The 12,458-nt window shown below is 67.9% G+C and carries 8 protein-coding genes and 1 tRNA gene; 2 read left to right on the top strand and 7 right to left on the bottom strand.

Annotated features, from left to right (window positions below; all coding sequences use genetic code 11):
- The first annotated feature begins 81 nt into the window (after window positions 1–81).
- The gene (locus FVE89_RS25520) at window positions 82–1,032 is read left to right on the top strand and encodes a glycosyltransferase family A protein (protein ID WP_161392952.1); all 951 of its coding nucleotides are present in this window, start codon (window positions 82–84) and stop codon (window positions 1,030–1,032) included.
- A 253-nt stretch (window positions 1,033–1,285) separates the two neighbouring features.
- Window positions 1,286–2,623 carry an oligosaccharide flippase family protein gene (locus FVE89_RS25515; protein WP_161392951.1) on the top strand — a complete coding sequence of 446 codons (1,338 nt, stop codon included), beginning with the start codon at window positions 1,286–1,288 and terminating at the stop codon, window positions 2,621–2,623.
- Window positions 2,624–2,789: 166 nt separating this feature from the next.
- On the opposite strand, the gene FVE89_RS25510 is transcribed toward FVE89_RS25515, so the two are convergent.
- From FVE89_RS25510 to FVE89_RS25480, 7 genes are all read right to left on the bottom strand, one after another.
- On the bottom strand, window positions 2,790–3,179 hold the full coding sequence (locus tag FVE89_RS25510) for a response regulator (protein ID WP_161392950.1): 390 nt from the start codon (window positions 3,177–3,179) through the stop codon (window positions 2,790–2,792).
- An 18-nt stretch (window positions 3,180–3,197) separates the two neighbouring features.
- Window positions 3,198–4,907, bottom strand: a complete 1,710-nt coding sequence (locus FVE89_RS25505) for a PAS domain-containing protein (protein ID WP_210254072.1) — start codon at window positions 4,905–4,907, stop codon at window positions 3,198–3,200.
- Between the two features lie 657 nt (window positions 4,908–5,564).
- Complete coding sequence (locus FVE89_RS25500) at window positions 5,565–7,694, bottom strand: ATP-binding protein (RefSeq protein WP_161392948.1); 2,130 nt, start codon at window positions 7,692–7,694, stop codon at window positions 5,565–5,567.
- 381 nt (window positions 7,695–8,075) lie between these two features.
- Window positions 8,076–8,150, bottom strand: a tRNA-Gln gene (locus FVE89_RS25495).
- Between the two features lie 60 nt (window positions 8,151–8,210).
- Complete coding sequence (locus FVE89_RS25490) at window positions 8,211–9,788, bottom strand: aldehyde dehydrogenase (NADP(+)) (protein WP_161393104.1); 1,578 nt, start codon at window positions 9,786–9,788, stop codon at window positions 8,211–8,213.
- A gap of 49 nt (window positions 9,789–9,837) precedes the next feature.
- Window positions 9,838–11,508, bottom strand: a complete 1,671-nt coding sequence (locus FVE89_RS25485) for a thiamine pyrophosphate-binding protein (RefSeq protein WP_161392947.1) — start codon at window positions 11,506–11,508, stop codon at window positions 9,838–9,840.
- Window positions 11,509–11,625: 117 nt separating this feature from the next.
- Window positions 11,626–12,315, bottom strand: coding sequence for a GntR family transcriptional regulator (locus FVE89_RS25480; RefSeq protein ID WP_342389589.1), 690 nt, complete (start codon window positions 12,313–12,315; stop codon window positions 11,626–11,628).
- Window positions 12,316–12,458: the final 143 nt, after the last annotated feature.

The raw sequence follows: 12,458 nt of genomic DNA, 5'->3' as shown, positions 1-12,458 counted from the left end.
AAGCCTTCGCGCGCTCTCTTGCGCCGAACCGGGTTCTGCTTCGGCGGAGAGCGCTCTAAGTAGTGCCGCACCCGGTGGTTGTTGACGACATTCTCGGCGGCCGGTTGCGGAGTGGGGCAAAACCAATTAGCAAATTCTGGACCGTTTTTACAGCTTTTCGGCTCGAATTTCATGACACATGTAAGTCATAATTCTCAGCTGCCGCTTGTATCGATCATCATACCCACCAGACTGCGGCTTCACTTCCTGCAGTTGACTGTCGATGCGATCCGCGCTCAGACCTATCACAACTTCGAATTGATTGTGGTTGCGGATGGTCATCAACAAGATGTCTGCGCCTATATTCAATCCCTTCAGGATCCGCGCATAACATATGCGGCGTCCCAGTTCGCCGGAAGACCATCCGTGGTCCGAAATTTCGGCATCCGGCTCGCCAAGGGCGAGTTTATTGCTTTCTGCGACGATGATGATCTCTGGTTGCCCGACAAACTCGCGACCCAGGTCGCGTTCATGGAGCAGCGCGGTATCGATTTCTGCTTTACTGCAGCCGGCGTCATCGACGCGGACGGCAATAAAATCGAGCAACCGGCGATCGGCTATCGCAGGAAAATCTCGCTCGCATGGTTCTTGATGTCGTTGGGCGACAACATCTATCCCTCGACGATCATGTTGCGACGAAAAAGGCTCGATGCCATCAAGCTGTTCGATGAGTCTCCGAAGTTGCGGCAGGGCGAAGATTATGAATTCTTCGCACGTTTTCTGGAAATCAGTCCCGGCTACGGCATCGATCAGGAGCTTGTCCTGTATCGCGGTCACAGTGGGAGCATTCAGGAACGGAGCGTGATGCGATGGTTCCACAACCAATTGAACCTGCAGAAAGCACTCTACAGGACCAAGAGCTTCCCGCGTTCCGTGCTGCTCGTGAGGCTTCTGCGCGTCTTTTATTGGATGGCGCGTATCAGTACGGCTGCGCTATCCATGAGTGTGCAAAGTAAGATCCGCATGCTGAATGTGCGGCTGTTCCGCACCTGACGGATGGTTGCCGATGCGGACCGATGGTCCGGGCCGCAGGTCCATGAGCCCGTCACCGGCCGCGTTCGTCCGCGAAATTGCCGACGCCTGAGCTTGCCCCAGGATCAGCCTCAAGCTCGGCAGGAGGGGCGAGGATTGGAGGCGCTTTCGGTTTGATCTGTTTTTATAATTGAATATCAATCGAAGACATGCAAAAATCGCGCATGCGCGCGGGATATGGATCGTGGAGATGCTGTGCGGATGAGGGTTGAAAATGCATAAGCATAAATTGTTTACGGATGGGGCGCTTTTATATTTCGCGCATATATTCAGATACGTCTTTCCGATTGTCATCATCCCGCTGCTCGCACGGAAGCTCGGAGCGGAGCATTACGGTATCGTTCTGGTCGGGCTATCGCTCGCGACCCTCGTCAGCCTAATCGTCGAGTTCGGCTTCAATGTATCGGGCACCCGGGATCTGGCGACGCAGGACGCGTCGCAGCTCGATGGCGTCGTTTCGTCGATCTTGACGGCCAAACTGATCCTGATGGTTCCGGCCATCGCGTTCGGCATCCTGGTCATATCCACGTCGACCGTGCTGCAGAATGCCCCGGTCGTCGGGATCTTGTCGATCGTCTACGGCATCCTCCAGGGTACCAATCTCCTCTGGTACTTCCGCGCCCGGGGCCGGATGGCGCTCGTCGTCAAGATCGAGCTGGCCGCGCAATTGTTGAACATGCTGCTGATCGTTACCTTCGTCGGCGGCGAGAATTCCTACCCGTTTGTCATTCTGTTCTATATCCTGGCCTCATCGCTGACGCTCCTCATAACGGGCGTGATTCTTCTGCGAGAGGTCAAGGTCAGACTCTCGTCCTGGGCGGCTGCGCGGAATGCGCTGCGGGGCGGAGGCGCCATTTTCGTGCTCACAGGTGCCGTCGCAGCCTATACGGCGGCCTCGGGTCTGGTCCTCGGCTGGCTCTCGACGCCGGACCAGGTGGGTTATTTCGGTCCCGCGGACAAGTTGATCAATGCGGGCCTGCAATTGCTGAACCCGCTCTCGACCCTTCTGCTTCCCCATATGACGCGGGAATTGCGGAGCAATCCGGGCCAGGCCTACGTTCTCTTGAAGCGTACGACGTTCGTGCTGACGGCATGCTCATCATTGGCATCCGTCGCGATCCTGTTCCTGGGCCCGTTCATCATGAAGATCTTCTTGGGCCACGCTTATGCGGAGGCCGGGCAGATCTTTTCCGTCCTGAGTCTGACCCTGCCCCTCGGAACCATCAGCTATTGTCTCAGCATGCTGCTGCTTCTGCCGGCGCGGAAGGATCTTTCCGTCACCGTCATCGCGATCGTGGGCGGCGCGCTCAATCTTCTCTGTGCGGTCATCCTGACGCCGGAGCATGGGGCGATGGGGATGGCGATCAGTCGCGTGCTGGCGGAAGTGGCCATAACCATTTTGACGTTTTACGTGACCGTCAGGAGCGGGTTGTGGCGCGACGTGTGGAGCGCTCACGAATCCGTGCCGCGGACCGAGAGCCTCGTCGGGCGCTTCCGGACGATCAAGAAGAAAGTCCTGCGGAACCCGATGACGTTCAGATCCGGGTTGTGAATGCGTGAGCCGGCGGTGCGTCGGCAGGTACAGCGCGGTCCGATCGTCAGCCACGCCCCTGGAATGCCTGCCGATCGGACCGCACGGACGGCCTGTCCTTGCGCCCCCGCTCCGTCCACGCGGGCCATAAGGATCTGTCAGGCGCCCCGCGCGGCCGGGCGCAACTCTAACGCGTGATCTGCGCGGCGATGCCGTTCAGAGTCTTGACGATATCGTCCGGCGCATACGGCTTGGCGAAGAACAGGCCGTTCTCAGGCAGATCCGCCTTCGTCACCGTTCGCCGCCCCGACGTGACCAGGATGGCGACCGGCGACCAGCGCTCCCGGACGGCGTGGGCGAGCCTCAGCCCATCCATCGAGCCTTCCATCTCGATGTCGGTGAACAGGACGCGGATTTCGGAGTGCCGTTCGAGGATGCGGATGGCCTGGTCGGCGTTCCGCGCCTCGTAGGTTGTGAAGCCCGCCTCGATGCAGAGGTCGACGGCCTCGGCGCGAAGCAGGGCATCGTCCTCCACGACGAGGACGGCGACGGTGACCGGGTGAAATGACTGTCCCATCCTGCGCGATCCGAACCCTCACGCCTCGCCTACGGTGCCGCCGATCAAGCCCGTCAGCCTGAACCTGATGCCCGGCGGGTCGAAGTCCAGGCGGCCCTGGCCGTCGAAATAGGAGGCCACGATCCGCTCGATCAGCTTGGACCCGAAGCCGCGAGTCTCGGGCGGGACCACGGGCGGGCCGCCGGTCTCGACCCAGTCGAAGACGAAGGCCCCCTGCTCGACCCGCCAGCACATCACGACGCGTCCCGTCTCGTTCGAGAGCGCCCCGTATTTCGCCGCGTTGGTCGCCAGCTCATGGGTGGCGAGCGAGAGACCGAGCGCCTGCTGCGAGGTGAGGATCAGGCGCGGCCCGGACCACGCGATGCGCTCCTCCGCCACGCGATGCGGGGCGATGGCCGTCGCGACGACGTCGTGGATGTCGGCCTCGGTGAAGTTCGAGCGCGTGAGGATGTCCTGAGCCCGACCGAGCGCGGACAGGCGTTGCGAGACCGCGGTGCGGGCCTCCTCCATGGACTTCGCCTGGCGGAGCGTCTGCGTGACGATCGCCTGCACCATGGCGAGCGAGTTCTTCATGCGGTGGGCCAGCTCCTGGGCCAACACCGCGCGCGCCTCCTCGGCCGCCTTCAGGTCGGTGATGTCGCGCGAGATCGACAGGATCCGCTCCGGCTTCCCGCCCGCTCCGGGGATCGGCGAAACCTGCACGTCCCAGTAGCGCCGGTTGCCCTTCATCGTGTTGGCGTAGCCCTGGAAGCCCGAGGCGATTCCCGCCCGGGCCGCGGCGATCGCCTCCTTGGCGGCGAGGTTGCCCTCGCCCTCCCAGAAGCTCGGCCAGGGGCAGCCGTCGATGGCGTTGAAGTCCGAGACCTCCATGACCCGTTGGCCACCCTCGCTCATGAAGACGAGCTTGGCGTCGAGGTCGAGCACCTTGATGCAATCGTTGGAGGCGGCGAGCACGTTGCGCAGGAAGGCCTCGCTCTTCCGCAACTGCTCGACCGCATGACGACGGGCGGTCACGTCGGCGGCCATGCCGAACCATTCCACGACACGTCCCTCCGCATCCCTGACCGGGATGGCGCGGGAGAAGATCCAGCCCGCGCTCCCGTCGGCCAGGCGAACGCGGTGTTCCAGCTCGAAGGGCTCCGTCCGCGCGACCGCCGCCGCGATCACGCCGCGGACCTCGTCCTGATCCTCCGGGAAGAGATAGGCATCCATCCAGCGCACGCTCGGCGCGTCGGTGTCGGCGATGAAGCCGCGGCCCTGGAAGGTCCGCATCTCCTGCCAGTCGGGGCTCATGGAGTAGAGGCTGTCGGAGCTGGCCTCGACGAGGGCGGTCAGGCGTTCCTCCCCGGCCCGAAGTCGTTCCATCGCCACATCGCGCTCCCGTTGCGCCGTGACCCGGGCCGTGCAGTCGGAGGTCACGTTGAGCAGGCCGACGACCGCGCCGCACTCGTCGCGCACGGGCGAGTACGCGAAATCGTACCAGACCTGCTCCGCGAACCCGTTGCGCGTCATCGTGAAGGGCTGGTCGCGAAAGGCGAAGCTCTCCCCCTGGAAGGTCCGGTCGATCAACGGGGCCAGTTCGCCCCACAGTTCCGGCCAGACCTCCTCGGTTCGCATGCCCAGGGCGTTCGGGTGCCGCGCCCCCAGGATTTCGGCGTAGCCATCGTTGTAGAGGAAGATGCGTTCAGCGCCCCAGAGCACGCACATGGGATGCCGTGATGCAAGCATGAGGTCGATGGTGATCCGCAGGACCGGTTGCCATGATCCGCGCGCACCCAGAGGGGTCGACGCCCAATCGTGAACGCGGAACAGGTCCGCCATCTGCCCTGAACCGGTCTGCCCGACATCGGCGCCTGGCTCGGCGCCTGGCTTGGCGTGCAGTGTCATACCTCGTCCAAACACCGTGTTCGGCGAGCCCCCCGCCTTGCCGCACCCTAAGCCGACTTGCCGTGGCAGGCCAACGCTTCGTCCGCTCAGATCCTGGGCCGGTCGCAGGTTTCCGCCGCAAAATCGGCGACCACCTGTGCGGAACCTGCTTGGACGGCAGCAGGAAGAGAGGCGTGCGGACCTCTTCGTTCAGGCGGCGCGCATGCGAGACGGCGGGCGGAACGCGCCGCCCGGGACCGCATCCGTCCCGACCGACGCGCGTTGATCCGTGCTCCCCCCGGTGAGCGAATCGGGGGGACACGACATGCAATCCGATACGCCGCGTCCGGGCGACGACCCGTTGCCGCCCATCGGGGATCCGCCGCCCGATCCGGCACCGCCGGATGGCGATCCGCCGGGCGAGCCTCCGGCGCCGCAGCCGCCCGGCCCGATCAGCCGGCGCTCGGGTCCGAAGTCGGCATCGCGCACCAGAACCATGCCCCGGCCGCACCGGACGCCTTACGGGGCTTCGGTCCCGGGCCCGATCAGCTCACGGATTCGGGCGGCGAGGGCCTCGACCGCGAACGGCTTGGTCAGCACCGCCATGCCCGGATCGAGCTGGCCGTTCGTGAGCAGGGCGTTCTCGGCGTAGCCGGTGATGAACAGGACCTTGAGGCCCGGGCGGCTCACCCGTGCGGCGTCGGCCATCTGGCGGCCGTTCAGGCCCCCGGGCAGGCCGACATCGGTGACCAGCATGTCGATCCGCGCCTCGGATTGCAGGAGCTTGAGGCCGCCCGCCCCGTCCGCCGCTTCGACCGCGGCGTAGCCGAGCTCGTTCAGCACGTCCGTCACCAGCATGCGCACGGTCGGCTCGTCGTCCACGACCAGCACGGTCTCGCCCGCCTGCGCGACCGGATGCAGCCCTGCCTCCTGGGGTGCCTCCTCGTGCTCCGTCGCGCCCCGGTGGCGCGGCAGGTAGATGCCGACCGTCGTGCCTTCGCCCACACCGGAGTGGATGCGCACCTGGCCGCCGGACTGCTTGGCGAACCCGTAGATCATCGACAGGCCGAGGCCCGTCCCCTGTCCCAGGGGCTTCGTGGTGAAGAACGGGTCGAAGGCCTTGGCGACCACCTCGGGCGGCATGCCGGTGCCGGTGTCGGACACGCTGAGCGAGAGGTATTCACCCTCCGGCATGTCCTGCCTGCGGGCCGCCTGGCCGTCGATCCAGCGGTTGGCGGTCTCGATGACGATCCGCCCGCCGTCCGGCATCGCGTCCCGGGCGTTGATGCAGAGGTTGAGCAGGGCGTTCTCCAACTGGGACGGGTCGACCAGCGCTGGCCAGAGGTCGGCCGGCCCGACCGTCTCCACCTGTACGCCGGGCCCGACCGTGCGCCGGATCAGGTCGAGCATGCCCTCGACCAGCGCGTTCACATCCGTGCCCTTGGGCGCGAGTGTCTGCCGCCGCGAGAACGCCAGCAGCCGATGGGTCAGCGCCGCCGCCCGCTTCGTCGCCCCCTGCGCGGCGGCCATGTACCGGTCGACATCCTTGAGGCGGCCCTGCTCGATGCGGTTGCCCATCATCTCGAGGCTGCCGGAGATGCCCGCCAGCAGGTTGTTGAAGTCGTGCGCGAGGCCGCCGGTGAGCTGGCCGACCGCCTCCATCTTCTGGGATTGACGCAGCTGCTCCTCGGCGCGCATCAGCTCGGCCGTCCGTTCGTCGACGCGCTGCTCCAGGGTCTCGTTCAGGGCGCGCAACTGCGTGATGGCCCGGTCACGCTCCTGCTCGACGGCACGCCGTTCCTCGACGTCGAGCAGGACACCCGGGAAACTGAGCGGCGTCCCGTCCGGCCCGTGGTCGACCCGCCCGTTGGCCTCGATCCAGTAGTAGTGACCATCGGCCCGGCAGACCCGGTACTGATGCGCGTAGGCCCCGCCCCGGGCGATGACCGCGCTCATGGCGGCGGCGAGGTCCGCTTGGTCGTCGGGGTGCACGGTGGCGACGATCTTGGCGAGCGGGATGCCGTCGCGACCGAGCGCCGGGTCCAGGCCGAAGCAGCGGGCGAAGCCCTCGTCCACCGTAAATCGGTCGGTGGGCAAGTCCCAGTGCCACGTGCCGATGATGGCGCCGGCCGCCAGTGCGAGCTGCACGCGCTCGACATTGGCGCGCGCGAGGGCCTCGCTGGCGCGCAGGCGCTCCTCGGCCTCTCGCCGTGCGGTCACGTCGTTGAAGATGATGGCGATCTGCCGGTCCCGGGGGGCGCCGACGGGGACGGCCCGCACGTCGAACCAGCGCGAGAATGCCTCCGCATAGCTCTCGAAGTTCGCCGGCTCGCGGGTCTTGGCCACGCGTCCGTAGGTCTCGAACCAGAACCGTTCGAGGTTCGGGGCGAACTCGGTGACCCACTTGCCCCGCAGGTTGACGCCCGCTTCCCGCTCGAAAGCGGGGTTGGCCTCGAGGAACCGGTAGTCCACGGGCTTGTCGTCGGCGTCGAACTTGACCTGCACGATGGCGAAGGCCGCATCGACGGTCTCAAGGATCGCGCGGAAGCGCTCCTCACTGACGCGCAGGGTGGCCTCGGCCGTGCGCAGGCGCAGGATCTCCGCCTCGAGCTCCTCGCGGGAAAGGGAATGCAGACCGGCCCCAGACACCAACGCGACTTTCCTGATCCCCACCGCCGACCGCGCGGGCCTATGAAGGATGAATGCGGCAAGAGCCCGGATCGGACCTGGGACCGGGACGCTGCCGCGCTTGAGGCCCAGGGCGACCGGCGGAAGGTAGAGCGTGACGGTCGTGCCGTCGCCGACCGTGCTCGCCGCCGGATCGTCTGGCAAGGTCGAACACGTCACCAAGCCGAGGGCCCGTGACGTGGCCCCTGCCCCGGCCAACGATCTCGGTCGTGACGAACGGCTCGAAGATGCGCTTCGGGTTCTGCGGAGGAATCTCCGCGCCGGTTTCGGAGATCGAGACCGGCGCCTCCGCGGGCGCAGCTGACATCGAACCGCGACCCGATGAACGACGTCGTGGAGGCTTGGCTGGGGCGCCAGGATTCGAACCTGGGAATGGCGGTACCAAAAACCGCTGCCTTACCACTTGGCGACGCCCCAAGGCAGGCGGTCGCTGTCTAGACGGCGCCGTCCCCGCTGGCAAGCGTTTCGCCGGACGCCTCAGCGGCCTTCGGGAACCCCATCGATCCGGCGGGGCAGGCCCAGCGGATTGGCAGCCTGGAGCGCGAGCGGCAGCAGCGCGTCCGGGACGTCCTGATAGCTCACCGGGCGCAGGAACCGGTCGATCGCGAGGCTGCCGACCGAGGTCGTGCGCCCGTCCGAGGTCGCCGGATAGGGCCCGCCATGCACCATGGCGTGCGCCACCTCGACGCCCGTGCCGAACCCGTCCACCAGGATGCGGCCGACACGCCGTTCGAGGAGCGGCAGCAGGGCGCGCGCGTCTGCGTGATCCTCAGCGGCGAGGTGGAGCGAGGCCGTGAGCTGGCCCTCCAGACGCTCCAGAACCGCGCGCATCGCCGCGAGGTCCGGGCAGCGGACGACCAGCGCCGAGGCGCCGAACATCTCCTCCTGCAACGCGGGATCGGCCAGGAAGGCCGCGGCATCTGTGACGAACAGGGCGGCCCGCCCCTGGGTCGCCGTGCCCTCCGGCCCCTCCGCCAGCAGGGTGACGGCGTCGTGAGCCGCCACCCGGGCGACGCCCTCGCGATAGGCCCGCTGGATGCCCGGGGTCAGCATGGTGGCGGCCGGGCTTTCCCGCAGGGCCGCAGCGGCCGCTTCCAGGAAGGCGTCGAGGCCGGGTCCGGGCTGCGCCAGGATCAGGCCCGGATTGGTGCAGAACTGGCCGGCGCCGAGCGTCAGCGAGGCCGCGAAGGCCTTTCCGATCGCCGCGCCGCGCTCCGCCAGGGCACCGGGGAACAGCAGGACCGGGTTGATGCTGCTCATCTCGGCATAGACCGGAATCGGCTGCGGGCGCCCGGCGGCGATCGCCATCAGGGCCGTGCCGCCCCGACGCGAGCCGGTGAAGCCCACCGCGGCGATCCGGGGATCGGCGACCAAAGCCTGCCCGATCGACTGGCCGGCATCGAACAGCAGGGAAAACACCCCCTCCGGCAGGCCGCAGGACGCCACCGCCTTCTGAACGGCGCGTCCGACCAGCTCCGAGGTGCCGGGATGGGCCGGATGCGCCTTGACGATCACCGGGCAGCCGGCCGCCAGCGCCGAGGCGGTGTCGCCGCCCGCCACCGAGAAGGCCAGCGGAAAGTTCGAGGCCCCGAACACCGCCACCGGGCCGACCGCGATGCGCCGCAGGCGCAGGTCCGGGCGCGGCAGGGGCTTGCGGTCCGGCAGGGCCGGGTCGATCCGGGCCTCGACGGCGCTGCCCTCGCGCACCACGCCGGCGAACAGGCGCAGCTGCCCCATGGTGCGGGCGCGCTCGCCCTCGATCCGCGGACGCGGCAACCCGGTCTCCGCCATGCAGCGGGTCACGAGCGCGTCGCCGATTTCGAGGATGTTGGCCGCGATCGCTTCGAGGAAACCCGCCCGGGTCTCCGGATCAGTCTCGCGATAGGCGTCGGAGGCGGCTTCTGCCAGGGCGCAGGCCCGGTCGAGATCCGCAAGGCTGGCGCCCGCGAAATCCGGCTCCAGGGCCTCGCCGGTGGCCGCCTCCACGGCCCGGAAGGCCGCTTCCGTGCCCCGCCGGGCCTCGGCGCCGATCAGGTTCTCGCCGCGCAGGGTCATGGACTGGTCCATCGGCTGGTCCTCTTCGTCTCGCTGCGGGGGCGGCGGCTCAGCCCCGCTGGGCCGCCAGGGCCTTCTCGCGGATCGCCGCGAGGGTCATGGTCGGGGTGAGCGCTTCGGGGTCGACGCGGCAATGGATCAGCGCCGGCAGGCCTGAGGCGAGGCTGCGCTCGAAGGCGGGCGCGAAATCCTCGGTCCGCTCGACCGACTCGCCATGGCCGCCGCAGGCCCGGGCGAGGGCCGCGAAATCCGGATTGCGCAGTTCCGTCGCCGAGACCCGGCCGGGATACTCGCGCTCCTGATGCATCCGGATCGTGCCGTACATGCCGTTGTCGAGGACGACGACCAATATGGGCACGGCGTACTGCACGGCGGTGGCGAATTCCTGCACCGTCATCATCACGTCGCCGTCGCCCGCGAGCGCGACGACGATCCGATCGGGGTGGCTGCGCTTGGCCATCACGGCGGCCGGCAGGCCGTAGCCCATGGAGCCCGAGGTCGGCGCGAGCTGCGTGCCGTAGGCGCGGAACCGGTAATAGCGGTGGATCCAGGTGGCGAAGTTGCCGGCGCCGTTGCAGATCACCGCGTCCGGCGGCAGCCGCTCCCGCAGCCACGTGATCGCCTGACCGTACTGGAACGCCCCCGGCTTCGGCTCCGGGGTCTCGGACCATGCGCGGTAGGCGGCATGGGCCTCGGCGGCCCGGCCGGTGCCGGTCGGCGCGAAATCCGGCAGGACCGCGCAGAAGGCGGCCGGGCTCGCCTGGATCGCCAGGGTCGGCTGGTAGACCCGGCCGAGTTCCGCCGGGTCGGGGTGGACATGGACCAGGGGCAGGCCGGGATCGGGGATGCCGAGCAGGCCGTAGGATTGCGCCGGCATCTCGGAGAGGCGCCCGCCCACCATGAGCAACAGGTCGGACTCCTTGATCCGGGTGAGGAGGGCCGGATTCGGGCCGATCCCCAATTCGCCCGCGAAGTTCGGGTGGTCGGCCGGGAAGAGCTGCGCCCTCCGGAACGAGACCGCCACCGGCACGTCGTGGCGTTCCGCCCAGGCGGCCAGGGCGGCGACGGAGTCCGCGCTCCAGCGGGAGCCGCCGAGCAGCGCCACCGGGCGCCGCGCTTCCGCCAGCATCGCCCGCAGGCGCTCCGCATCGGCCTGGGACGGGGCGGGCTCGGCCGGGTCCACGCGGGGCGCGTCGCCCACCGTCGCCACGTCGTCCAGCATGTCCTCCGGCAGGGCGATCACGACCGGTCCGGGCCGGCCCTGCAGGGCCACCCGGAAGGCCCGCGCCAGGATCTCCGGGATGCGGGCTGCGTCGTCGATCTCCACCACCCATTTGGCGACGCCGCCGAACATCTGGCGGTAATCGATCTCCTGGAAGGCCTCGCGGTCGCGCATGCCCCGGGCGATCTGCCCGACGAACAGGATCATCGGCGTGGAATCCTGGCGGGCGATGTGAATTCCCGCCGAGGCGTTGGTGGCGCCGGGGCCGCGGGTGACCATACAGATCCCCGGACGTCCGGTGAGCTTTCCGGCCGCTTCCGCCATGATGGCGGCTCCACCCTCCTGGCGGCAGACGAGGACGTCGATGCCACTGTCGCGCAGCGCATCGAGCACCGCGAGATAGCTCTCGCCGGGGACGCAGGTGACCCGCTCGACTCCCTGCGCGAGCAGCTGATCGACGAGAATCCGCGCGCCGGTGCGTGGGGGCAATCCGCTCAAGCCGTCCTCCCTGGCGATCCCGCCATGCGGCCCTCGGCCGAAAAGGCCTGTGATCCGGTCTGAGATGCCGGTGATATCTCAGCCGAGGATAGAGGCCCGCGGGTTGCCGTCAACCTGTCAGACGAGCGGCCGCCGGTCGAGGGCTCTGCGTGTCATCCGGTCGAGAAAGTCGAACAGGGTCCCGATGCCGGCGAGCGCCGCGTCGGCATCGCGGGCCAGCACGCCGGCCACGATCCCCTCATGGATCCGGGCGCAGTCGAGGAAGCTCGCGGTCGGCTCGTAGGTGTACCAGAAGCGCCGGGACTGGGCGTGGAGCGCCGCCATCGTGCTGGTCAGGGTCGCGTTGTGGGCGGCATGGACCATCGCCTCGTGCAGCACCCGCTTGCTGCGGAAATAGGTCTCCCGATCCCCGCCCCCGGCGGCGGCGAGCAGCCCGGCGACGCCGTTCGTGAGCGCGGCGAGATCCTGGTCCGTGCCACGCGCGACCACGCAGCGCGCCACCGTCTCGTCCAGCGGGCGCCGGACTTCGAGCAGTTCGAGATGCGTGATGATATCGACCGGTGTGACCAGCACGCCCCGGCGCGGATGGACCTCGACGAAGCCGATGGTCTTGAGCCGCGCCAGCGCCTCGCGCACCGGGGTGCGGCCGAGCGCCAGCTCCTCGCCCAGTTCGCCTTCGGAGACCATTGCGCCGGGGGCGAGGCGGCGGCTGATGATCATCTGCTCGATGGCGTCGTAGGCGGTCTCCGCGAGGGAGCGCGGCCGACCCGTCACTGCGAGGCCGCTCAGGCCCGATCCTGCCGACACACGATTTACTCCGGCCAATACACGCTTGGTTGATTTCAGGATTTGTCTGACGCCATACGGAGGCATTGACAATGCCGAGGAACCCCATGCTACTCAACCCCTAAGATATCAGTCGGCGCTCACGGCGGTTCCTGCGGGATCGA

The sequence above is a fragment of the Methylobacterium sp. 2A genome (assembly GCF_009806555.1).
Classification (GTDB): Bacteria; Pseudomonadota; Alphaproteobacteria; order Rhizobiales; family Beijerinckiaceae; genus Methylobacterium.
Note: the sequence above shows the minus strand (reverse complement) of the source record. Positions and strands in the feature narration are given on the sequence as shown.

What these genes read in the sequence shown, in the direction of transcription:
- FVE89_RS25515 (WP_161392951.1), top strand. Translation starts at nt 1,286, where the DNA reads ATGCATAAGCATAAATTGTTTACGGATGGGGCGCTTTTATATTTCGCG.
- FVE89_RS25510 (WP_161392950.1), bottom strand. Translation starts at nt 3,179, where the DNA reads ATGGGACAGTCATTTCACCCGGTCACCGTCGCCGTCCTCGTCGTGGAG.
- FVE89_RS25505 (WP_210254072.1), bottom strand. Translation starts at nt 4,907, where the DNA reads ATGCTTGCATCACGGCATCCCATGTGCGTGCTCTGGGGCGCTGAACGC.
- FVE89_RS25490 (WP_161393104.1), bottom strand. Translation starts at nt 9,788, where the DNA reads ATGACCCTGCGCGGCGAGAACCTGATCGGCGCCGAGGCCCGGCGGGGC.